The sequence below is a fragment of the Niveispirillum lacus genome, from assembly GCF_002251795.1.
Lineage (GTDB): Bacteria > Pseudomonadota > Alphaproteobacteria > Azospirillales > Azospirillaceae > Niveispirillum > Niveispirillum lacus.
Genome location: NZ_NOXU01000017.1, coordinates 1 through 21,201, shown reverse-complemented (window position 1 = coordinate 21,201; position 21,201 = coordinate 1). Strand labels below are relative to the sequence as shown.

The window sequence follows — 21,201 nt, the reverse complement described above, 5'->3', positions numbered from 1 at the left end:
TCAGGCCGGCCTCACCCGCTCGATACGGCCAGCTCTCGCTCCAGCGCCGCCACAGCATGTTCCAGCACCTCGCCCAGCACCCAGCCCTCACGGTCGGCGATGGCCAGGAAGGCGTCGATCGTTTCCTGCCGGGCGCGGATATTGAACTGCACATTGCGGCCCGTGCGGTGCCGGCGCTGTTCACGCTTCATCGGGGCGGGCGGAGGGGGTGCGGCAACCGGTTTGGGTTCCCGGCTGGGGAAGCGGGCGGCTTCTGATACGGCCCGGATGGCATCGGCCGGCGGGGCCTGGATATCCTGGGGCGCCTTGGGCGCAAAGCCCGACAGGTCGAGCGGATCAGCCTCATCCCCGAAAATGCTGGCGCGGGTCTTGCTCATGTGATGTTCCCTTTCAGGCCGATACCCTGCTCACCGGTGCCTTGATGCCGCCCTTCAGCACCGCCACCACTTCGGCGGCAAAGGCCAGCGCGTTGGAGGAGGCCGCCTTGATATTGGTGACCTGAGACGGGTCCAGATCGGCCAGGGTGCCGCCATAGGCGAAAATGGCGCGGAAGGCGTCACGCTCATGCAGCTGGGTATCGAAGACCGGCACGTCATTGTCGGCAAATTCCGCCGCGATGCTTTGCAGTGACCGGGGCTTGATGGCGGCACTGGTGCGGGTGAACAGAACGGCAAACGGGATCTGCCGGCGGAAGGCACGTTCCTGGCTGCGCACCAGCCGGATGGCCTTCACCGCCTCGCCCGCATCCAGTTGCGACCCCTGGCTGGGGATCACCACCAGATCGGCCCGGCTCATGGCATAGCCGACCATCATCGAGGCCGTACCCTCCAGATCGACAATGACAAAGGCCGTCTTCAGCGCCGCCTCATCAATGGCATCGGTCACCGTCTCTTCCGTGACCTCGGCCAGGACAGTGAGGTTCTCTGGCTTGCCGGGCAGCCGCGCCCAGCGGGAGACCGGCTTGTTGGGATCGGCATCAATGATGGTGACCGACGCCCCCTGCCCCGCCAGGGCCGTGGCCAGCAGGACCGCCGAGGTGGATTTTCCGGCCCCACCCTTGGGGCTGGCAAAGACAATGGTGGGCATGGCGTGATCTCTACGTATCAGGCTGATATCAGTTAAATATCATGTAGATACGTGATCTCAAAATGCTATTTGAATGATAGCAGATATCTTTATGATATCACTCAACACATGGGAATGGTACATGCCTCTTCCCTGATGCCACATGGCGTGAGAAAGATGATCCGGATTTGGAATAGAAATGGCCGGCGGCCATCCCGGATTAAAGGGCGAAGACATGAACCAGACTGCTAACCTGGATGGCGCACGGGTTGCTGAATGGCGGGCCAACATACGCCGGGACGTTGCAGCCAATTATGCCCTGGGCATGGCGTTGGCGATTTACCGCAGCGATGGTGCCGCCGCTGCGCTGCCCAGACTGCGCGATGCGGGCGGCATGCCGAACCAGGAAACAGCGCGACAACTGTTGATGGCCCGTTTGCTGCGCGCGCAGGGGCGGAACGGGGAGGCCGACCTCGTTGAGCGTTCCCTGCAGGAGGGACCGGCGCGCCGCATGATCGACGGGCTGGTCGAGTTGATTGGCATCACCTCCCTGTCCGCAGGCTTGGAAGATCTTACTGAGAGCCTGGTGGAACAGGCAGCCGCGCTGCTCGACACCGCCCTGACCGCAGATGACCGGGCGCTGGTGCTAGCCATCCGCGCGCGTCAGCACCTGCGCCAGGGCCGAATAGAGGAGGGGATCGCTGATATCAAGGCCCTGTGCGCTTTTCCGGTCAATTCGATGCCACCGGCTGGCGTGATGATCGACATTCTGCCGGAACTGGCCGGCACACTGTCCCGCCATGGACAGAACGAGTTGGTCGCGGCTCTGGACGCACGATCATTGGGCCTGCTTTACAATCCCGGCCTCACCATCCCGACACCACTACCGCAGCAGCAGCGTATCCTGCAGCGGCTGGCCCGGCAGGGTATCCCAGAGCTGGATGCGGTCACGGTCACCGAAATTGTCCAGCGCCTATTGGAAAAGGGCGATTGGACGGATACCGCTCTGTTAGGAACGGCGGGCCCCATGGCGGTGGCCCTGCTGAACCGTGACCTGCTACCGCCGCTGGAACAGCTGGCGGCCTTTCTGGAAGCCGGAGGGGCAGGTGCCCATCTCTACCGTATATGGCTGCTGGCGGAAATCATCGTCTGTGACCCGGCACCTGCCCGGCATGCCGCTTTCCTGGCCCAGGCTGCGGCAGAGTTGCCAGAGCAGCCGCGTCTGCTGCTAGCCGTCGCCCGCGCATGCCTGTGCGCGGGCCTGCCGCAACAAGCGGAGATGCTGGCCTCCAGGGTCCTAGGCCAAGAGCCCACGCAGGTCCTGGCCCTGTCGCTGCAGGCTAGCCTGGCCATCCTGGCAGAGCAGCGAGAGATAGTGACCCAGCGATGCGACCAGCTGCGCTCGCTACCACTAGGAGAGCGTCAGGCCTTCAACCAGCAGGTCATGGCCCTGCTGGTTGAAGGGGCGGCAGGACAGGCCCTGGCCCTGATCGACAAACGGACCGGGGACAGCCTGCCCCTGTTAAAACTCCTGCGTGGTCTGGCCCTGCGATCCATGAACCGTGACGGGGATGCCCGGGAGCAGGTCCGGCAACTGGCCCTCGATCTTTCCGACAATGCCCTGCGCCGACTTGTCAATCTGGCAGCCCCCGTGCGCGAGGCAGCCCTGCTTCTGCTGAGGGAAGCAGGGCTGGGAGAGAGGCTTGCCCAGCACGTACCCGGCATTTCGACACTTGCCTGAACGAACGGCCTCAGCCTTTGCGCCGGACCAGAAACAGAGCAGCATCGTAAAGCCAGTCCTGGGGCAGCATGCGCATGCTACGAATGATCTCCCGCGAGAACTGGCTGGCCACCACGATAGAGGCCGGCGCCATACCGTAAAGGTCGAGGCTGGCCAGACGCCGAACGGGAAGGCCGTTCATCTCCCCGTCGCGGAAGGTATCGATGAAGCCTGCGACCTGCCGGCCCCCCTGGGCGTTGAGGATATCTAGGACGATGCGCCCCCCCTGCGAAGCCCCATAAATCCAGACTGGGCGGTCCGCCGGCACGGCGCGCAGATCGTCCGCCATGGCGATGATATGGGGATGGGCGACAGCCTGACGGGTCCAGGCGATGGCCGCCGGACTGTCCACCTTCAGACACTGATCAATGGCCCTATTGACGGCGACAGGCCCGGGATCGGTGCGGAAGGCCAGCAGATTGCCCCAGCAATCGGGATCACGCAGGCGGGTAGGATAGACAGACATGCGGCACCAGTCATGACGGATGCCATAGCGGATGATCGGGTGCCATTCGCTGACATAGACGCTGTAGCCCAGCCCCACTAGTAAATCGGCCATATCGATCATGCGATAGCCCAGATGGGTGGTCTTGGCATCCTCAAATTCGCATTCGATCACGTCCGGACGTAACCGGTCCCAGGGCACGCCCTTCAGCACCCTGAAATCCCAACCTTCAGCATCGATCTTCAGAAAGTCGACACGGGTAATTCCGTGCTCCCGGGTAAAGGCATCGATGGTCGTGACAGGCACATGCTCGGCACAGGTATGACTGTCACGGAAGGCCAGCAGGCTGCTGATGCCGGTGCTTTCTGTGGACGTGAAGAAGGGGACAGAAGCCGCTTCCGCCTCTCCCAGCGCCACAGCATGGATGGACAGGCCCTCCTGTCCACTGAAACGGGTTTCCAGCTTGGCCCGATTGGCGGGGTCAGGTTCGAAGCAGAAGATCCGCCAGCCGCGATTGACGAAATACTGGCTGCTGGACCCAAAATGCGCTCCGACATCCAGCATCACCGGGCGATATTCAGCCGGTGGTGCCTGGTCGAACAGCCGGGCGATCATCTCCGTCTCATCCAGACGCGCCCGAGCCAGACGCCAATGGGTATCGGAAACGATATGCTGCTGCGGCAAGGCCGGGCCGGCAGCAGTGCTCAGCGCCTGCATGAAATCCCGCCGGATGGCCCCGATCTCGAAACAGGTCTGAGCCACGGCTACCGCCTGATCGGCCAGACGGGACTGTTCAGCGGGGGAAGCGATCAGACCGGCCAGCGCCTGACGCAGGACCGTCACATCGCGCTGATCCACCACAAGCCCGCACCCCTGTTCGCGAACATAGCTGATGGTCGCATTGTCAGCCGGACCCAAGGCCAGCAGGGGCGCGCCGCTCACCAGCATTTCCGGCAGCTTGTTGGCCATGGAGTAGCGGCAATAGATCGCCGACATCTCATCGAAATTATAGGCGATCACAACGGCATCACCCTCGGCCAGCCAGCGCAGATAGTCGGCCTCTGTCCGGTCATGCACGGTCAGGATGGTATGGCTGAAGGGGGTGAACCGCATCTGGGCCGTGTCACGCCAGAAGGGCCGGGTATTGATTTCCAGACGGCAGGCAATGCCGTCGGCATTGAGCTGCTCCACGGCCTGGGACAGCAGGATCAGAGCATGAAGCGTCATGTTGGCGGCCAGGGAGCCGCTGTAGCGCAGCGTGAAGGGGCCTGTCCTGGCGGCACGCACAGGTGGGGTGGCGGGTTCCACCCCATTGCCGAAGGGCAGGAAGGGAACACCATACCGTTCCGTGAAGGCTGCACACATAGCCGTGCAGATGGCCAGACGCAGCACGGCCCGGTTCAGCAACCAGCGCAGGTCATGATCCAGGCAGGCCGCCAGGGATGGCTGCTGCAAGGCCAGACTGGTCGGCCAGTCATCCATGATCCAGATGGCAAGCGGCACCTGCGCGAACTGGCGGATCACCCCCATGGCGAAAAGATGCAGGCCGGGCCGTTCAGGAACGGGCCGGTAGAGGATCAGTTGAGGCGCGAAGGCCCGGATGATCTCTGACACCTGTCCGTCATCGGCCTGACCGGCATAGCGGCCCGCAAAGGCCGGTGACCCAGCCAGGCCCAGCCCGTCCGACCCGGCGGCATGGACCTGCAGGTAGCTGTCACGCGGCCAATCGGCAAACAGGGTCTCCTTCAAGGCCCCCGTGGCGGTGCCATCCCCCCGGCAGGTGAGGTCGATGACCAGGATGCGGGGAACGGGGGGTAAAAGGGCGGCGTTCATCGTCCGGCCCCGGCGAACAGGGACGCATAATCACGCCGTTCAAACACTTCCAGCTGGCCGCCCAGGGTAGCGTTGTAGATGGTCGAGCCTGTCCCCTCCAGGGTGCGGCGCGCCTCCTCATAGGCTTCGATCATTTTATCCACCTGGGGATCGTGCCAGCGGTACCCCTTGCCGAAATAATCGGGATGGAAATGGTTGGGGTCATCAGACGCCATGTCCAGGATGCCGACACCATATTGACTGCCCTGGCTGGCATCGTCGGGGATCTTGTAGCTGGCATCCACCCCGATCAGATAAATCTCCCGGAACCCCATATAGGCGGCCAGCTGCATGCAGGTGAAGGTGACCGTGCAGCCGGCATAGGTGCAATGGTCCGCATCGGTGGAGAAATTAAAGCCATGCGGATAGCGGGTCCGGGGCCGGTGATCGAAAAAGACCGTATCGTCGCGTTCCGTCAGGCAGTAGCGCAGATAGGCGGGAAACAGCCGGGTCGAACCCGTGACACCTTCAATCTCCGCCGCCCGGTCCTCTGCTACCAGATGATCTTCCACCACATAGAAAGTGGGCTTCCAATCCAGTTCACGGGCCTTCAGGAAAAAGCCATTGACGGCAAATGTCGTCTCCCCCTTCAGCAGGGTGAGGTCCGTACGATTCAGGCTGGGCCCGTTACCGATGATAAAACAGCGGTTGTGATTGCCGATACCGGCCTTCAGCGCGCGCAGCCGGGGCTTGTAAAGGCTTTCCAGGCGGTTGCGGCAGAGATCGCGCACCGCCAGCACACCACGCACACGGTCAGCCAGGGGCATGCGCTCGGTTGGCAGAAAAATGGGCGCGCGCAGGGGTAGGTCGGCCACCGTTTCCGCATAAAGCTGCTGAAGCCCGGTTTCATCCAATCCCTGGAATTCATCAGCCGGCACGTTCTTCCCCTTCCAGGCCCCGGATTATATTGATGGATCATAGCCTTCCGAAGGGGGGCGCGGAAGAATTAAAGGGGACGCGCTAGCCCCCGAGCTGCCTGTTCATCTGGTCGCCCCCGAGAGCGAGGAAAACCGTCTCAGCCGCATCGGACCAGTAATCATCAATCCGGGAGGGCCTGCCGATATAGGTCCGGGTCTTCAACCCGATGGCCGAACGATGGAAAACCGCCTGGACATGATCAGGGTCCAGGTCCAACACTCCTGCGATACAGGCCAGAAGATCCGCTTGTGCCTGCGGGCCGCGATCACCGATGAGATCGGCATAGGGAATTGTCAGCGAGCTGCGCGAGACCCAGGGGATCTGCATCCCCATCCCATGCAGATGAGAAGCAGCATGTTTCGTGATCCAGGCCGCGAACAGGGCCTGCCGGTTCTCCTCCGGTTCTTCCTTACCGCGCTGGTGAAACTGGAACCGGTACATGGACACCAGGGCTTCGCGCAGTTCGCGCACCAGGAAAAAATGGGTCCGCACATCCTGCTTTTTCAGGATAAGGTCCGTGGCCTCATCGAAATAGAGATGGGCGTAGAAATAACCCGGCCCGACCCGCTCGATCGCTTCCCCGAAGGAGGCATCGACCCTAAATTTTTTCTGGTTCTCGATATGCTCTTCCAGAGTGCGATCGATGGTCCAGTCCCAGTAATGGCTATTGCGAAAATGGAATTCTCCCCCTTGGAAGCCAAGGGATTCCAGAAGCTTACCTAGCAGATAGGTTCCCGATTTGGGGATCGAATTGATCAGTATCCTGCCGCTGCCGGACCCGGAAGCCGTACCGGGGAGGGAAGGGGATACCATGGAGCTCACCCGCCCGCCGGCGGATATTTCTCCGCAATACCCAGGCCGCGCAGCAGATTGCGCAAGGCGGCGACATTGACCCGGTCGACACCCTCATGGGTGTTGGAGCCATTATGGGCGCCCAGAATCACATTGTCGAAGCTGCGCAGCGGGCTGTCGGCGGGCAGGGGTTCCTCCTCGAACACGTCCAGGCCGGCGCCGCCGACATGACCGGATGCCAGGGCCGCGATCAGCGCCTTTTCGTCGATGATGGGCCCGCGCGAGACATTGATGACCTTGGCGCCCTTCTTCAGGCGGGCCAAGGCCGCCGCGTCGATCAGGTGGAAACTGTCGGGCGTCAGATTACAGGTGACGATCAGGTAATCGACCTGGGGCAGCATCTCCGCCAGTGGCAGGCGCGTCAGGCCGGTGCGGGCATCAAAGTCCGGATCGGGGGTGGCATGGGGATCGCTGCCATAGGCCAGCAGGCCAAAACCGCCCAGCCGGCGCACCACCGCCCGGCCAATGCTGCCCAGGCCGACCACGCCGACCCGCAGGCCAGACAGGGTAGTGCCACGCAGCTTGCTCCAGACCCCGTCCCGCACGCCGCGGTCGATCAGGTGCAGGGGACGGGCCAGCAGAATGACATAGCCAAGCGCCATGTCCGCCACCTCTTCCCCGAACATGCCGGGCGTATTGTAGACGGGAATATTGCGCTCGGCAGCAGCCGCAGTGTCGATGGCATCAATGCCGATGCCCCATTTGCAGATGACCTTGAGGCGCGTGCCCGCCTCGATCACCTTGCGCGAGACCTGATCGTCGCCGGCAACGATGGCGTCAAACCGGCCGATGATGGGGACCAGATCCTCCTCCGTCAGATGCTGAAGGGTGGGCGGAAGCTCAATGGTGATGCCATGGTCCGCCAGCCAGCCGCGGAACTGGTCGATACAGGATTGCAGCTGGCGGCAGGGGATCAGGACATGGGCGGTCATTATGCCTCTCCACTCTGACGGTGCAGGCGGAACAACTGCTCGGCCAGCAGGAAATTGGTTTCGATGTCGATATCCTGTGCCTCGATCTCATCAATCTCGAACATCAGGGGACGATCGCCGATCCGGTTGCGGCGGCGGGCCAGGATTTCCCGCGTGAACAGGTAGATACAGGAATTTTCCTCATAGACCGGCGGCAGATCCTGGGTGCGCAGCAGGATGGCGGCATTATGGTTGATGGGGCGGGCCAGTTGATCCCAGAGCCGCGTCTGCAGGCGGGTGACGGAGAACAGGCTGTCGAAGGCCGGCGCCTTTTCCTGGAAGGTCGCGATGGCACGTTCGATCGACGCCTTGGTCAGCAGCGGGTTCGTACTGTGGGTCTGCAGGTAGAAATCGGCCGGCACCACGCTGGTGGTATGCAGCAGCACATCATTCATGGGGGTGGCGCCGTCGCGCAGATTTTCCGGCCGCTCCAGCAGGCGGACGGAGGGGAACAGGCGCGCCGCCTCCTCTAAGATCACCGGACTGTCGGTATCGATCACCACCTCACTGATGGAGGGGCAGTCCAGCAGGGTGCCGACAATATAATGGTAAAGGGGCTTAGCGACGAATTCGCGGTAATTCTTGCCCTTCACACGCTGGCTGTCATGCCGCATGGGCACGATGGCGACAATCCTGGTCATTCCGGTCCCTCTGTTTTCCGCGGCACGCCGGGAATAGGCGAACTGCCATAATCGATGCGCAGCTTACTGCGCACATCCTCGTCGATCCAGACGGACGACGCCGCACCGGCCGGGTAGAAGAAGGTCCGCTTCAGGGCCTGCGGTACCTCGCCCTGCTGGCGATGGCCGCGCCAGGTCCCCAGGAACTGCATGAAGCGGAACCAGAGAATTTCCCAGGCGACATCCGGCAGGCGGCCCGCACGCAGGGCGTGCCAGAGGTCGCTGGTCACATTGGCGGTCAGCAGACGCAGGAAATCCGGAAAACCGAAGCGCAGGTCGGGCATGATGGCGCGCAAGGCAATGGCTTCGCGCTGATAGCGCTTCAGCACCCGGCCCGGCGTCTCTTCATGCACATGGATGATACAGGCAGCGGGGTCATAAACGATGCGCCGACCCAGGCGGCGCATATGCGTGGCCCATTCCAGATCCTCCAGCCCTGTCAGCGCCTCGTCATAGGGTCTTTCCAACCAGAAGGACCTCCGGACAGCGGCATTGGCGTTATTGCAGAAAGGGTGCTGCTGATCGGGGTTGGGTCGGTCAGGAAACCAGCTTTCGAACAGCCGGTGTTCGGAATAGCGCGTACGCGCATCCCCGCGCTGGCCACCATAGACGATGGCCACGGTAGGGTCATCGAAAGGGGCCACCAGCCGGTCCAGCCAGTCGGCATGGGTCGGATAGACATGGGCACTGGCGATCACCAGGATATCGCCCGTGGCGGCAGCACAGCCCAGGTTGAGGGAGCGGCCGAAGGAGAAGCGTTCGGGCGGGATATGTAGGATCTTGACCGGGAAATGCGCCGCGATATCCAGCGTGGCATCGGTGGAGCCGCTATCCACCATGATGATTTCGATATCGCGGAAAGTCTGCCTCTCGATCCCAACCAGCAGCCGGCCAATATGTTTGGCCTCGTTATAGCAGCGGATGATTAAGGAGACGCGCGGCACTTCGATACTCCGGTCCCCGCCGACCGGCAGCAGACTGCCATTCAGCGATATTTTCCGTATATAGTAAGCAGATAGCCGTATCAATGCCACTGCCGGGCACCGGCGGGTGAGACCGACCGGACGAGGGAAATGGGCAACGACGCGAAGCTGCTGGTCCTGGGCAACGGCCCCTCACTGAGGCAAGACCATTTCCCGGCCTTCCAGGAGATCAATGCGCTGGGCATGAATGCTGCCTACCGGTTCTGGCAGCGGATCGGCTGGTATCCCGCCTATTATGCCTGCCTGGACCCGCAGGTAGTGGTGAGCCATGCCGATGCCATCGCCCGGATGATCGGGGAGGGGCGCTTCCGCCGGGCCTTCCTGCATTGGCATATCCTGAAGCATCACCCCGATCTGGCCCGCGATCCGCGCATCACCTTCCTCTGCCAAGTGATGGATATGCCGGATGACCCCCGGCGCTGCACCGCGCTGGGGCTGGAGCATCGGCCCGATCCGTTTTTCCGGTCGGGCCATCCCGGCTGGTATACGACTGGTAGCGCCAGCCTGCGTTTTGCGGGCTATCTGGGCTATCGCCGCATCGGTGTGCTGGGCATCGACTGCCGGTACCAGGAGATGCTGCCCGAGGCGGCGGCGGCGGGCGGGCAGGTGCTGCGGATTGAGCGACCCGTGACCCACAATCCCAACTATTTCTTCGACGATTACCAGCAACCGGGCGATGTCTATCAGGTGCCCAACCCGGCCCAGGTCGATCCCAACCTGCATCTGCACTGCATCCAGTATGTGGCCGAGGATAATGCCGCCTTCGGTTTCGGGCTGGATATCCGCGTGCTGAGCCCAGAAAGCGGGCTGCATACGGAAAAGGTTTTCCCCTTCCAGGCCCTGGATGATTTCCTGAGGCTGGACTGAATGCCCCCCCTCCGTCTTTCCCTGTTTAACCCGCAGGCGCCCGGCCATCCGGTGGCGGAGCGGGAGTTGGCGCTGCGGATGGCGGTGGCGGTGGAACGGGTGGGGTGGGTGGGGGCCATCCAGACACGGTCGGCCGAAATCGAGGCCTTCGGCCCCGATGCCGTCATCAATCTTTATCCCGAGGCCGCCCCCAAGCTGACCCGCCATGTCTGGCTGGGCTGCGCCTGGAACCCGGTCGGGCTGGTGGCCCGGCTGTCCCCGGCGGCCCGTGCCGGGGCCGCCCGCCATCTGCCGGCCCAGGATGGCTATCTGGTCTCCGGCCTGCCGCTGACAGCGCATCTGGCGGCCCTGCGCCCCGATGCCCCGACCCGGCCCTTCCATCCCAGCTCGCCGCGCAGCACCCTTGCCCCCACCCTGCGCCCCGACAGCCGCCTGTTCTATGTCGGGTCCAACTGGGACGGGCAGCGTTATCCGGCCCTGCTGACCCGGCTGGCCGACGCGGGCGTCCTGGCCCTGCATGGCACGGCGGAGCGCTGGTCGCATCTGGCCAATGCCTGGCAGGGGCCGCTGCCCTTTGACGGACAGGCCGTCATCCAGGCCGCCCACCGGCAAGGAATGGGCTTGTGCCTGCACCTGCCACAGCACCGGGCCGAGGCCGTGCCCAACATGCGGGTGTTTGAGCTGGCCGCCGCCGGCGCCCTGATCATCGCCGACCGTCACCCCTTTATCGAACACTGGTTCGCTGACCGCGTGCTGTATGTGGACACGGACGGCGGCGAGGCGGCGGCAGCCGACAATATCCTGGCCCAACTGGACTGGGCCCGGACCCATCCCGCCCAGGCCCGTGCCATGGCGGCCGAGGCGCAGGACATCTTCAACCGCCATCTCTGCCTGGAGGCATTGCTGGCCCCGTTACCCGACCTGCTGGCCGAGCTGCAAGCTGGGCGGGCCACGGGGGGGCGCGCGGCCCCGCGCCTGCGGCTGGGCGTGCTGTATCCCGAGGCGGGGGCGATCGTGGCGGATGACGGGAACCGCCGCCCCCTGCCGGTCCAGGCCGATCTGGCGGGGCTGCGCACGGCCCTGGACGGGCTGGACGGGTTGATGCTGCGTCCAGCCGGTCTCGACTGGCCACCCGGATCTGCGGCGGACATGGCCCAGGCCCTGGCGGACAGTCAGGCCGGGGCGGTGCTGGCCCCCGGTCTTTGGCCCCGGCCTGACCTGGAATGCGGCTATCGTCTGGACCCGGATGAGGATCGGGCCCTGGCGCCCCGCCCCGGCGAGCCCGTGCCCGCAGGCCGGGACGCGGCCCTGGCCCGGCTGCGGGCTGGCGGTCTGGCCCTGCACGCCACCCGGCTGGACGGGCTGGACGGGCAATGGCCGGACTGGCTGTCGCTGGCCCTGGACCTGGGCCCGTTGCTGGCCACCGGCCCTGGCGGGGTGGAATTGCTGCCCCTGCCTGGACCCTGTCTGGGCGCGGAGGCGCTGAGCGGCGGCGAAAAGCCGTCCCGGCCCTGGCCTGCTCTGGTCCAGGGGGTGGGGGAGACAGCGCGCCTGACCGGCATCGCCGATCTGCGCCCCGATCTGGCCGGAACCCTGCCCCTGTTGTGCCGGCAGGCGGATTTTGACCATCTGCCCGGCACAGGCCCGCTCTGGCTTTATGGCACAGGGCATGGCGGAGACATCGTCCATGCGGCCCTGGGACCGGCGGCCCGTGCCCGGCTGGCCGGCTTCCTGGACAGCAGCCGGCAGGGGGTAATGCAGGGGCTGCCCGTGCGGCGGCCGCACGATCTGGACCCCGCCCTGATGGCAACGGCCACCATCATCATCGCCGCCCAATATGTCAGCGACATGCTGAGCCTCCTGCGCGCCCTGCCCACCGGCCCCGCCCATATCCTGAACGGCTTCCCCTTCATCGCGGCCCGGATCGAAGAGGGACACTGAGGTCTGCGCAACCGGATGCAACGGGAAAAGCTGTTCTGTTTCATCCAACAGCGACAGGGAGGGCCCGGCATCGCCCTGCGCAACATCGTGAAACCGGTCGAAGCGGATGGTTTCAAAATCCGCCTCCCCGATCCCCAGCAGGTCGGCGGCGCGCAGCAGGGCATCAATATCCCCGACCCGGACAGCCTGTTCCAGACCGCGCAGAAACCCTTGGCGCAGAGGGGCCAGATCATCCTCCAGGGCCGGCGCCCGTACCGGTGCGGGCCGGCAGAGATGGTCAAAGGCCGGGCAGCGCTGGCGGGCCCGCCACAGAGCCCCGCGCGACAGGCCGCACCAAGCCGCCACCTGTCCCACCGGCACCCCATCCGCCAGCGCCAACGCCACCGCATGCCACCCCGCCTCATCCAGGGTACGGGATTTCAGTCCTGGAAAACGAGGGGTTTGGACGGGTTCTGGTGTGAGGTCGGGCATGAGAATGGCTCCCCGGCAACAGAAGATAAGATTTTATTCTTATCATGAATGGAAGCCAAAGGCCAGGGATCGGGTGGCACCCTGTTCACAATACCGGCTGGGCTGGGCCAGCCCATAAGCAGAGCCTGGGCAGAAGTCGGGACTCTACTCGCGCCCCCGGCAGGGCTGGGGGCGCGTTTGCGATTCGCAGGGGAAAAGAAAATGAGGCGCCGCTTGAGAAGAAGAGACGGCGATTTTATCCTCGGGACTCTACTCGCGCCGTGTTGGGACTCTACTCGCGCGACTCGGACTTATCCCCGGGACTCTACTCGCATAACTATAAGTTAGAATCTAAAAGCCTTTCTAATAGCTAGCGCGAGTAGAGTCCCGATTGCATTCGGGGAAGGGCGCGGTAATCTTAGGCGCCATGGGAACAATACATCAGCTCATCCGGCAGCACGGCAAGGATAACGCCAAGCTGTATGCCGATCCGGACGAGAAACACCTCGTCGATATCGCGGCCGAAGTCATGGCTGGCGAGCGGGAGGATTTGGGCTGGGCCTATACAGGCTGGGCTTTCACCGCCTTACCGCATAAACGCATTCATGATGATGCTGTTTGGCAGCGCGAAATGGGCCAGGTCACCCTGACCATCAGTCCGGGCCATCTGCCGGGCAAGACACGCAGCGAAGTGGTGAAAGTGGGGGTGCCGTTCGGGGCCCATGCGCGGCTGGTGATGCTGTATCTGCAAACCCAAGCCATCCGGACGGGGAGCCGGGAGGTTGAGGTCGGCCGGACCATGAATGCCTTTCTGGAACGGATCGGCGTGGCGCCTGGCGGCAAGACACGGGCATCCGTCAGTGAGCAGTTGCGCCGGATCGCAGCATCGACTGTCATGTTTAGCTGGCAACAAACGCCCGACAGTGCGCCCGGCTTTATGCGCCAGACCATCATCAAGGGCGGGCAACTGGGCGTAAAAATGACCGATGACAGCCAGGGTGCGCTCTGGGAAGAGCATATCGTGCTGTCGGAGGATTTTTACGACAATCTGCGCAAATACCCGATCCCGCTGCTGGAACAGGCCATCCGGGCCATCGGCGCCAGCAGCCTGGCGCTTGATCTTTATGTCTGGCTGTCCTACCGGCTGCGTAGCCTGAGCAAACCGACAACGATTTCCTGGCAAGCGCTGCATGCGCAGCATGGGGCCGAATATGCGCGGATCCGCGATTTCAAACGCTTCATGATCCCGCAACTGAAGCTGGCCCTGGCCGCCTATCCACAAGCGCATGTGACGCTGGAGGATGAAGGGTTGATGCTCTACCCCTCAGCCCCGCCGATCAGCAAGCTGGGCGGATAGTCGGGACTCTACTCGCGCCCCCCTCTGTTTTTATCGCACCTGCATCCAGAAGGAACTGCCACGCCCATCACGGAAACAGGCGGGCAGCAGGGGAACGATGGCGGGAAGGCTGGGGGCGAAGGCGCCAGGCCAGAGCATCTGATAGCGCGTCTGGCCCGCCAGCAGCATCGAAGCCAGCAGATATTGCTCATTATACAGCCGGCCCAGCCAGTCAGGCGGATAATCATAGGGCAGGAAAATATCGTGGATATGGACAATCACGCCTGACGCCAGTTCCGGCAGGATTTCGGTGAAGAAAACCGTGACATCGCTGTTCTGGAAAGAGCGGTGGGAACCGTCAAAGAACAGGATGTCACCGGCCTGCAGGGCCGTGAACAAGGCAGGATCAGCCGCTTCCAGGGGGGTGCGGGTGATCTGGTCGCACAGGCTGTCAATCGCTGCCCTGGGTTCGGGGTCGATACTGTGCAGATGCGTGCCGGTGGCGAAACGGTTGATGGCCCAGCGGGCAAAGCGGGTGGACATGCCAGAGCCGATTTCCAGCAGCCGCGCCGGGCGCCGGTGGGCCAGCAGGGCACAGAGCATGCCGGCATCGCCGGAGAAGAACCAGGCATTGTCCCACCAGGGCCGTTGCGGATGGGCCGGGTCCTCGCTGTCGGGGATCGTGGCCAGATCAGGCGCGATGGCGGCCAGGGCCTGGGCCGCCTGCGTATAATCGCCGGTCGCCAGCAGGGCGGCCAGACGGGGATGGGCCGGCTGGCCATGGCCATGACGCACACGGGGGGTGGGCGGATAATCGATCTGGATGACATCGCCGCGCCGCCAGAACCGGCCCAGATAATCCAGATTGGTCTGGGCATAAGCATGGCCGGGCGCCAGTTCCAGGGCGCGTTCCAGGGCGGCCCCGGATTCCGGCATCCGGTTCAGCAGGCGCAAGGTGGTGCCCAATTGCGCCCAGGCGTCGGCATGATCGGGATCGCGGGACAGCAGGGCGCGCAGGATGGTTTCCGCCTGGGTGGGGCAGCCATTGGCACGCAGGGTGATGGCCCGGCCCAACAGGGCTGGCGGATGGTCGGGTGCCAGGGTGGCGGCGCGGTGGAACAGGTCCGTGGCTTCCGCCAGCCGGCCCCCGGCGGCCAGGGCGGCATATGCGTGCGACAGAAGGCTGTCCAGGTCCATGGGGCAATGTCCTTCAGGCCGGCAGGGCCGTATAGAGGCGGATATGGGGGGTGGCATCCAGGATATGCACGGCACCGGCGGTCCGCAGGGTGGCTGTCATGGCAGCCAGATGCTCACTGGCGATGATGAACAAACCGTCGCGCAGATGGTCGGCCGGCAGGTCGGCCGGGTGCCGCAGGGGCAGGCCAAAAGCCGTGCCCGTGGCCTGGCTGTCCAGCAGGGCCGTCACCGACAGATGCGCATGTTTGGACAGTTCGCCGAGGATGATGCGCCCGCCGCGCCCGCTGCCATAGACATAAAGCGGGCGGTTGGCGGGCAGGGCGTTAAAATCGGCCGGGCGGGTCAGGCTGGGCAGGTCCGGGCGTTCGGCCCGCTGTCCCCAGGCCGGGGCCAGGGGCAGGTCCTCGCCCCCGGTGGCGCGCAGGGCGGCAATGACAGGGTCCAGCCGTTCGCGGTCATCAATACGGGTCCGCGTCTCGGCCCGGAAGTCACCCCGGAAGGCGGTATTGTCGCCCTCTCCCTGGCGCCAGTGGAAATCCGTGGTGACCCGCCAGGAGGCGGCAAAGGGCGCCATACGCACCAGCCGGCGCAACAGATAGGTATCCTCGGTGATATCCAGCGCCGGATCGGGCCCGATACAGGGCAGCAGGCTGGCCGGGGCCAGGAAGGCGCTGGAATGGATGGCCAGGTTCCAGTCGAGCAGGGCCGCCCGGTCGGGTGCTGGCAGCACATGGAAGGCGCGATGTTCAAAACCGGGATCGGCGGGCGGATAGGGGCCGGCGGCATCGTCCCAGACCTGCACCGAGCCGGAAATGGCCACGGCACCGGACAGCGCCAGGGGCGCGAGGCTGGCCACATGGTTGACATGCAGGGCGTCATCATCATCCAGCATGCCGAACAGGTCGGCATCGACCTGCCGCAGGCCGGCCCACAGGCAGGTGCTGCGTGTGGTGGGCCGGGGCATGTCGATCAGGTCCAGGCGGCGCAGGCGGGGGCGCTGACGCGCCATCTCCGCCTCCAGCCCCGGCACCGGCGCGTAGCGGACCAGGATGACGCCGATGCCGGGCACCGTCTGGGCCGCCAGACTGTCCAGGCAGCGGCGGATGAAGGCGATATCCCGGCCCCCGACCCGGACAATATAGTCAACAGAAGGGGCATCGGCAGCGGGGCCGGTGGCGGGCAGGAAACCCGATGTGGCCCGGATCTCTGCCAGCAGGGCGCCCAGCCGGTCGGGTGTCAGGTCAGCGCGGGGCAGGATATGCGGGGTGCGGTCGGTGGCGGCCAGGATGTCGGTCAGGAACCGGGTCTGGGCCGCATCCTCCACAATGAACCCGTCATGCGACAAGGTGCAGTCCAGGCGGCGGCGGTCGCGGCGCAGCGCCTCGGGATCATCGCGCAGCCAGCCCAGCCAGGGATGGCCGGTACGTTTGCCCAAGGCGGCATCGGCAGCGATCACCAGATCGGGCGCCAGATCCGTCAGATGCCGTGACAGGGCGCAGACAGGGCCGGTCCAGCCGGCGGGAACCGGCAGGCCGGCAGGATTGAACAGGGCAAAACGAGGGACGCTCACGGTTCTCTCCGCCGCTCCGCTTGCTGGTTCCTCACAGCCCATTGCCCGCCACGCTGCCATCTTTGCGCCGCGAAAGCTGCACCTGGCCTTCCACACATTTCACATAGGTGGTTTTGCCCAGCACCAGATTATCGCAGATGGTGATCAGGGCGCGGGGCAGGGCGCCAAACTCCTTCGACCCGCGCACCCCGGCATTGTAGGTGGCCATATAGGTCTTCAGGGCTTGCTTGGTCACGGGCTTGCCATTCTGGTCGATCATCGCGCGAAAGGCTCCGGGTGGATGGTGCCCCCGATCATGGAACAGGGCGGGGGTAGGGTGCCAGTCCTGAATGGGGGCGCATTGACGTGTGTATGGCTCATGCGCATAGTTGATGATGATCGACCCGGAAGGCCAGCATGGCGCGAGAGAATGCGGGTGTGCGTCAGCGCACCAATGTGACCCTGCCAGAGGCGCTGCTGCGCGAGGCGCGTCAGCTCAACATCAACCTGTCGCAGGCCTGTGAGCGCGGCTTGTCTGCCGCTGTTCTGGAAATGAAGGCGGCGCAATGGCAACAGGAAAATCAGGCCGCGATTGAAGCCTGGAACGCCCATGTTGAGGAAAAGGGGCTGCCGCTCGCCGAAAACAGGCAGTTCTGATGGCCCGTTTCGATGTCCATGTCCTGCCGGGGCCGCGATCCTTCTATCTGCTGGATGTGCAGGCCAACCTGCTGGACCGGCTGGAGACGCGGGTTGTTGTTCCGCTGTTCCCGGAGAAGGAGGCACCGCCCCCAATTGCCGGCCTTAACCCGGTGTTCGATATCCAGGGGCAACGCCATGTCATGGTGACCCAGTCCATCGCCACCTTGCGGCGGCGGGATCTGGGCAAGATCATTCAGTCCCTGGATGACCAGCATCAGCGGATCACGAAGGCGTTGGATATGCTGCTGACCGGATTTTGATATCAGATAGCGATCTGATATCAATCTGCTTGCCGGCGGCGCATCCAGGTGGCGGTGTGGCGTCTAGGGTCGGTGATGTCACTGTAAATGCCGATTATGGTGGTTTCTCACACCACCCGCACCCGCCGCATCAACCGGCCAGGCGGCCGCCACGCTGGCGCCCATGGATTTCCTCCATCTCTTCACCCAACGGATCGGCGGCCAGCAGGTCGGGCAACCGGTCCAGATAGCCGAGTGCGGCCATGACCTTGACCAGCAGGCCGATATTCACCGTCTCCCGCCCCTGTTCCAGGGCGATGTAGGTCTTGCGGGTCACACCGGCACGGTCGGCGAGCGCCGCCTGTGACAGGTTCCGCCGCAGCCGCGCCAGCCGGACGCGGCGGCCCAACAGGTCCAGCGCCTCGGTCTCCGGCGCGCTCAGCAGGACAGGGCGTTTCATCATGTACCCCTTACGGATCATAAAGGGCTTTTTTGTACCTTAAAGGGGACAATATAGAGCTGATAGCGTGGCGTCAACCAAGGCTGGGTATAAGACTGCACCCGCTAAAGGATTATTGATATCAGATAGCGTTCTGATATCAATCTGCTTGCCGGTGGCGCATCCAGGCGGCGGCGTGGCGTATATGGTCGGTGATATCGGGGAAGCGGGGCTGCCAGCCCAGGTCGGTCCAGGCCCGGCCCTTGTCGGCCACCAGGATGGCGGGATCACCGGGCCGGCGGTCGCTGCGGCGCACGGGGACCGGCAGGCCGGTGACCTGTTCGACTGCCGCCACCACCTGGGCCACGGAAAAGCCGGTGCCGGTGCCCAGATTGGCGGTCAGATTGTCGCCATCGGCCAGCAGGCGGCGCAGGGCCAGGACATGGGCATCGGCCAGATCGGCCACATGCACATAATCGCGGATACAGGTGCCGTCGGGCGTGTCGTAATCGCTGCCGAAAATCGCGATCTCCGGCCGGTGCCCCAGGGCTGCCTGCAGCACCAGCGGGATCAGATGGGTTTCGGGCTGGTGGTTCTCCCCCAACTCTCCCTCCGGATCCGCGCCCGAGGCGTTGAAATAACGCAAGACCGCCACCCGCAGCCCCTTTGCCGCGGCCTGATCGGCCAGGATATTTTCCACCATCAGCTTGCTGCGCCCATAGGGATTGACCGGCTGCAGGACATGATCCTCGCGGATCGGCGTCTGCAGCGGATCGCCATAGACGGCGGCGGTGGACGAAAAGACGATGCGGTCGCAGCCCGCCTGTGCCATGGCCTGCAGCAGCGACAGGGTGCCGGCGACATTGTTTTGATAAAAGCGCGCCGGTTCACGCACCGACAGGCCGGCTTCGATAAAGGCCGCAAAATGCAGGACAGCCACGGGGCGGTACTGATCAAAGAGAGCGGCCAACCGGGCGGGATCGGCCAATCCACCAACCACCAGCGGCCCCCAGCGCACAGCCTCAACAAGGCCATTGGACAGGTCATCATAGACCACAGGCTGATACCCGGCGCGGGCCAGTGCCTTGCAGGCATGGCTGCCGATGAAGCCGGCACCGCCAGTGACCAGGATCGTGGGGCGGGTCATGGATCAATCCCGTTGAAACATCGCGACAGGGGCGCGAGCATGACCCGGACGGGACCGGAAAAGCTAGGGGCTTGTGGGGGCAGAGCGTATCGAATGGGAGGGGGCGGTCTGGGGTAGGCGATTTTTATGATATCAAGGAGATATCAGTCATTCCTTGAGATCAGTTCCCTCGGCGCTCAGCGAATTCTCTCTTCTGCGACAAGTGCCACAGCGATCTGCGGTACCCAGCGAGCCAGATTCTCAACCGCACTGGCAGCCTTGGGAAGCTCTATGCCCATCGCTTCGGCACGCTTGACCCATTTCAGCCTTGTTCCTGCCTCTGCCCCTGTCAGGAAATGTAGCGCCTTGCGGGTGGCCACGGCACTGACAATGTCCTCGGCCTTTGCCCTGCGCTCCCCCCGCCGCTGGACCTTAGGCTTGTCCAGTTCCCTGACCGTAGCTGCGGCATCCTCCTTGGGTTTGCGTTCAATCTGGAAGGTGACAGCGACAACCTGACCACCGCCGCGACCACGGCCCTGGCGCGTTTCGATGACAAGGACACGGAACTCGGCCAGTCGGTCGATTTCCTCCAGGGCCGGATCCAGGGCGCGTCTGCGGAAATCCTTCCAATCCGTCAGCTTGTCCCGGCACCCGAGCAGGTCCCGCAATTCGGACGTTTTGACGGACCACCAGGGTTGAGCGGCGTCCCTGTCCGCATAGCGTTTTAGGGTCTCATACAGCACCAGCCCATATTTGCTGTCGAACTCCCACTGCACGCGCAGGCTGATCATGCTGTAGAGCGCAGGCTCCACCAACCGCTCCCGCAGGCCACTGGGGAAGCTGTATTGCAGGCTGCCCAACCGTTCATCAATCCGGCAGGTGCTGAGCAGGGGTGAGGATTCCCATACCCGTCCACCATCGGAACGCAGGTAGTTGAACTCGACGACTGTCGCCTGCAGACGCTTAACGCTGTCCTTCATGCGGCGGTTGTCGTTCTCCGGTGTGCCGCCACGGGCTTCGGCCGCGAAGCGACGAATTTCGGACATTTGTACGGTGTGCCATTCGTCCGTTATCAGGCGTCGATAAGCGTGTGCCAGCAAATGGTTGAAGAGCTGACGGTCTGCCAGGGTGAGTTTACCGGAAGGTTCGGCAATCTCCACTGTGCCAGTGGCTTTGGGTACGTTGCTGGGCGGTGTTATGGCGGGGCATATAGACATGTTGTAAGATTATATCGGACATGATTTTACTGGAAGTCCGAAAGATACCGTCATAATGTCCGAAATGCCCCTTTCCCCCGCAAGAATGTCCGATATCTCCGTACAGGCGTCCGACAAGGCCCGTAGATTTGTCCCGAGTCTCCCGTCATAATGTCCGATAATGGCTCTCAAGCTACTGAAAAATAGAATGAATTTGGCCTTAGGAATCTAAGGAACAGGTAGGAACTGAGGAGGAGACCTTTTGGATGAAGAAGGACAAGGAAAGCCAAAAACTCGCTTGAATTCGATAACGTACAAATTCCGGCACTTCAGCGTTGCTCAGGTCGACGGATAATCACAGTACATGTTGTCACGCCTCGCCCACCGATCTGCCAGCTCTGCGGCCCCCACCCTACGCAAGGGAATGGGGAGTTATCCTTGCTCTTCGTTGCGATTGCGACAATCTGACGGATGAGAGCGGCATCTGAGCTAAGGTACCATTTAGCGGCAATCAAATCTTGCCCAGAGAGGTTTGCTGCCCATTGTGCGGCTTCATGTCCGTCGTCGAAACAACTGGGACATCGGGATGAATTTGT

Annotated in this window: 21 protein-coding genes; 7 read left to right on the top strand and 14 right to left on the bottom strand. The window is 63.5% G+C overall.

Features of this window, described 5'->3' with window-relative positions; all coding sequences use genetic code 11:
• Positions 1-11: 11 nt before the first annotated feature.
• Positions 12-377, bottom strand: coding sequence for a hypothetical protein (locus tag CHU95_RS02060; protein ID WP_094453244.1), 366 nt, complete (start codon positions 375-377; stop codon positions 12-14).
• Positions 378-390: 13 nt separating this feature from the next.
• Positions 391-1,086 (bottom strand): ParA family protein, encoded by a 696-nt coding sequence (locus CHU95_RS02055; RefSeq protein ID WP_094453242.1) that lies wholly within the window; start codon positions 1,084-1,086, stop codon positions 391-393.
• Positions 1,087-1,300: 214 nt separating this feature from the next.
• Between CHU95_RS02055 and CHU95_RS02050 the strand changes: the two genes are divergently transcribed.
• The gene (locus CHU95_RS02050) at positions 1,301-2,806 is read left to right on the top strand and encodes a hypothetical protein (protein WP_133065382.1); all 1,506 of its coding nucleotides are present in this window, start codon (positions 1,301-1,303) and stop codon (positions 2,804-2,806) included.
• A 10-nt stretch (positions 2,807-2,816) separates the two neighbouring features.
• Here the strand turns inward: CHU95_RS02050 and CHU95_RS02045 are convergent, their stop codons facing one another.
• The 6 genes from CHU95_RS02045 to CHU95_RS02020 all read right to left on the bottom strand — a co-directional run bounded on the left by CHU95_RS02045 (position 2,817) and on the right by CHU95_RS02020 (position 9,527).
• The gene (locus CHU95_RS02045) at positions 2,817-5,123 is read right to left on the bottom strand and encodes an FkbM family methyltransferase (RefSeq protein ID WP_094453238.1); all 2,307 of its coding nucleotides are present in this window, start codon (positions 5,121-5,123) and stop codon (positions 2,817-2,819) included.
• Positions 5,120-6,040 carry a 6-hydroxymethylpterin diphosphokinase MptE-like protein gene (locus tag CHU95_RS02040; RefSeq protein ID WP_094453236.1) on the bottom strand — a complete coding sequence of 307 codons (921 nt, stop codon included), beginning with the start codon at positions 6,038-6,040 and terminating at the stop codon, positions 5,120-5,122. Before CHU95_RS02040 ends, CHU95_RS02045 begins: the two co-directional genes overlap by 4 nt.
• Before the next feature lie 82 nt (positions 6,041-6,122).
• The gene (locus CHU95_RS02035) at positions 6,123-6,893 is read right to left on the bottom strand and encodes a sulfotransferase domain-containing protein (protein WP_094453234.1); all 771 of its coding nucleotides are present in this window, start codon (positions 6,891-6,893) and stop codon (positions 6,123-6,125) included.
• 5 nt (positions 6,894-6,898) lie between these two features.
• Positions 6,899-7,864, bottom strand: a complete 966-nt coding sequence (locus tag CHU95_RS02030; RefSeq protein WP_094453232.1) for a phosphoglycerate dehydrogenase — start codon at positions 7,862-7,864, stop codon at positions 6,899-6,901.
• Complete coding sequence (locus CHU95_RS02025) at positions 7,864-8,544, bottom strand: acylneuraminate cytidylyltransferase family protein (RefSeq protein ID WP_094453230.1); 681 nt, start codon at positions 8,542-8,544, stop codon at positions 7,864-7,866. The genes CHU95_RS02030 and CHU95_RS02025 overlap by 1 nt, the downstream gene beginning before the upstream one ends.
• Entirely contained in the window at positions 8,541-9,527 is a 987-nt protein-coding gene (locus tag CHU95_RS02020) for a glycosyltransferase family 2 protein (RefSeq protein WP_165771956.1), read from the bottom strand. The genes CHU95_RS02025 and CHU95_RS02020 overlap by 4 nt, the downstream gene beginning before the upstream one ends.
• Positions 9,528-9,656: 129 nt before the next feature.
• Between CHU95_RS02020 and CHU95_RS02015 the strand changes: the two genes are divergently transcribed.
• The 4 genes from CHU95_RS02015 to CHU95_RS02000 all read left to right on the top strand — a co-directional run bounded on the left by CHU95_RS02015 (position 9,657) and on the right by CHU95_RS02000 (position 14,181).
• Complete coding sequence (locus tag CHU95_RS02015; RefSeq protein WP_094453226.1) at positions 9,657-10,433, top strand: hypothetical protein; 777 nt, start codon at positions 9,657-9,659, stop codon at positions 10,431-10,433.
• The gene (locus CHU95_RS02010) at positions 10,434-12,374 is read left to right on the top strand and encodes a glycosyltransferase family protein (protein ID WP_094453224.1); all 1,941 of its coding nucleotides are present in this window, start codon (positions 10,434-10,436) and stop codon (positions 12,372-12,374) included.
• A 15-nt stretch (positions 12,375-12,389) separates the two neighbouring features.
• Positions 12,390-12,893, top strand: coding sequence for a hypothetical protein (locus tag CHU95_RS02005; RefSeq protein WP_094453222.1), 504 nt, complete (start codon positions 12,390-12,392; stop codon positions 12,891-12,893).
• A 358-nt stretch (positions 12,894-13,251) separates the two neighbouring features.
• Positions 13,252-14,181, top strand: coding sequence for a replication protein RepA (locus tag CHU95_RS02000; protein WP_094453220.1), 930 nt, complete (start codon positions 13,252-13,254; stop codon positions 14,179-14,181).
• A gap of 30 nt (positions 14,182-14,211) precedes the next feature.
• On the opposite strand, the gene CHU95_RS01995 is transcribed toward CHU95_RS02000, so the two are convergent.
• The 3 genes from CHU95_RS01995 to CHU95_RS01985 are packed head-to-tail and all read right to left on the bottom strand — an operon-like array spanning position 14,212 to position 17,186.
• Entirely contained in the window at positions 14,212-15,357 is a 1,146-nt protein-coding gene (locus tag CHU95_RS01995) for a class I SAM-dependent methyltransferase (RefSeq protein WP_207762341.1), read from the bottom strand.
• Positions 15,358-15,370: 13 nt separating this feature from the next.
• Positions 15,371-16,927 (bottom strand): glycosyltransferase family A protein, encoded by a 1,557-nt coding sequence (locus tag CHU95_RS01990; protein WP_165771955.1) that lies wholly within the window; start codon positions 16,925-16,927, stop codon positions 15,371-15,373.
• A 31-nt stretch (positions 16,928-16,958) separates the two neighbouring features.
• The gene (locus CHU95_RS01985) at positions 16,959-17,186 is read right to left on the bottom strand and encodes a hypothetical protein (RefSeq protein WP_094453214.1); all 228 of its coding nucleotides are present in this window, start codon (positions 17,184-17,186) and stop codon (positions 16,959-16,961) included.
• Between the two features lie 137 nt (positions 17,187-17,323).
• Here CHU95_RS01985 and CHU95_RS01980 point away from each other — a divergent pair, with 137 nt between their 5' ends.
• Both CHU95_RS01980 and CHU95_RS01975 read left to right on the top strand, forming a co-directional pair.
• On the top strand, positions 17,324-17,563 hold the full coding sequence (locus tag CHU95_RS01980) for a type II toxin-antitoxin system CcdA family antitoxin (RefSeq protein WP_094453212.1): 240 nt from the start codon (positions 17,324-17,326) through the stop codon (positions 17,561-17,563).
• Complete coding sequence (locus CHU95_RS01975) at positions 17,563-17,865, top strand: CcdB family protein (RefSeq protein ID WP_094453210.1); 303 nt, start codon at positions 17,563-17,565, stop codon at positions 17,863-17,865. Before CHU95_RS01980 ends, CHU95_RS01975 begins: the two co-directional genes overlap by 1 nt.
• A gap of 130 nt (positions 17,866-17,995) precedes the next feature.
• On the opposite strand, the gene CHU95_RS01970 is transcribed toward CHU95_RS01975, so the two are convergent.
• The 3 genes from CHU95_RS01970 to CHU95_RS01960 form a co-directional block, all read right to left on the bottom strand.
• Positions 17,996-18,307, bottom strand: coding sequence for a helix-turn-helix transcriptional regulator (locus CHU95_RS01970; RefSeq protein WP_207762340.1), 312 nt, complete (start codon positions 18,305-18,307; stop codon positions 17,996-17,998).
• A 136-nt stretch (positions 18,308-18,443) separates the two neighbouring features.
• On the bottom strand, positions 18,444-19,430 hold the full coding sequence (galE, locus tag CHU95_RS01965) for a UDP-glucose 4-epimerase GalE (protein WP_094453208.1): 987 nt from the start codon (positions 19,428-19,430) through the stop codon (positions 18,444-18,446).
• Between the two features lie 176 nt (positions 19,431-19,606).
• The gene (locus CHU95_RS01960; protein ID WP_094453206.1) at positions 19,607-20,626 is read right to left on the bottom strand and encodes a replication initiation protein; all 1,020 of its coding nucleotides are present in this window, start codon (positions 20,624-20,626) and stop codon (positions 19,607-19,609) included.
• Positions 20,627-21,201 lie beyond the last annotated feature (575 nt).

Coding starts and splice junctions, on each gene's coding strand:
- CHU95_RS02060 (WP_094453244.1), bottom strand. CDS start 377: ATGAGCAAGACCCGCGCCAGCATTTTCGGGGATGAGGCTGATCCGCTC.
- CHU95_RS02055 (WP_094453242.1), bottom strand. CDS start 1,086: ATGCCCACCATTGTCTTTGCCAGCCCCAAGGGTGGGGCCGGAAAATCC.
- CHU95_RS02050 (WP_133065382.1), top strand. CDS start 1,301: ATGAACCAGACTGCTAACCTGGATGGCGCACGGGTTGCTGAATGGCGG.
- CHU95_RS02045 (WP_094453238.1), bottom strand. CDS start 5,123: ATGAACGCCGCCCTTTTACCCCCCGTTCCCCGCATCCTGGTCATCGAC.
- CHU95_RS02035 (WP_094453234.1), bottom strand. CDS start 6,893: ATGGTATCCCCTTCCCTCCCCGGTACGGCTTCCGGGTCCGGCAGCGGC.
- CHU95_RS02030 (WP_094453232.1), bottom strand. CDS start 7,864: ATGACCGCCCATGTCCTGATCCCCTGCCGCCAGCTGCAATCCTGTATC.
- CHU95_RS02025 (WP_094453230.1), bottom strand. CDS start 8,544: ATGACCAGGATTGTCGCCATCGTGCCCATGCGGCATGACAGCCAGCGT.
- CHU95_RS02015 (WP_094453226.1), top strand. CDS start 9,657: ATGGGCAACGACGCGAAGCTGCTGGTCCTGGGCAACGGCCCCTCACTG.
- CHU95_RS02010 (WP_094453224.1), top strand. CDS start 10,434: ATGCCCCCCCTCCGTCTTTCCCTGTTTAACCCGCAGGCGCCCGGCCAT.
- CHU95_RS02005 (WP_094453222.1), top strand. CDS start 12,390: ATGCAACGGGAAAAGCTGTTCTGTTTCATCCAACAGCGACAGGGAGGG.
- CHU95_RS02000 (WP_094453220.1), top strand. CDS start 13,252: ATGGGAACAATACATCAGCTCATCCGGCAGCACGGCAAGGATAACGCC.
- CHU95_RS01995 (WP_207762341.1), bottom strand. CDS start 15,357: ATGGACCTGGACAGCCTTCTGTCGCACGCATATGCCGCCCTGGCCGCC.
- CHU95_RS01985 (WP_094453214.1), bottom strand. CDS start 17,186: ATGATCGACCAGAATGGCAAGCCCGTGACCAAGCAAGCCCTGAAGACC.
- CHU95_RS01980 (WP_094453212.1), top strand. CDS start 17,324: ATGGCGCGAGAGAATGCGGGTGTGCGTCAGCGCACCAATGTGACCCTG.
- CHU95_RS01975 (WP_094453210.1), top strand. CDS start 17,563: ATGGCCCGTTTCGATGTCCATGTCCTGCCGGGGCCGCGATCCTTCTAT.
- CHU95_RS01970 (WP_207762340.1), bottom strand. CDS start 18,307: ATGATGAAACGCCCTGTCCTGCTGAGCGCGCCGGAGACCGAGGCGCTG.
- galE (WP_094453208.1), bottom strand. CDS start 19,430: ATGACCCGCCCCACGATCCTGGTCACTGGCGGTGCCGGCTTCATCGGC.
- CHU95_RS01960 (WP_094453206.1), bottom strand. CDS start 20,626: ATGTCTATATGCCCCGCCATAACACCGCCCAGCAACGTACCCAAAGCC.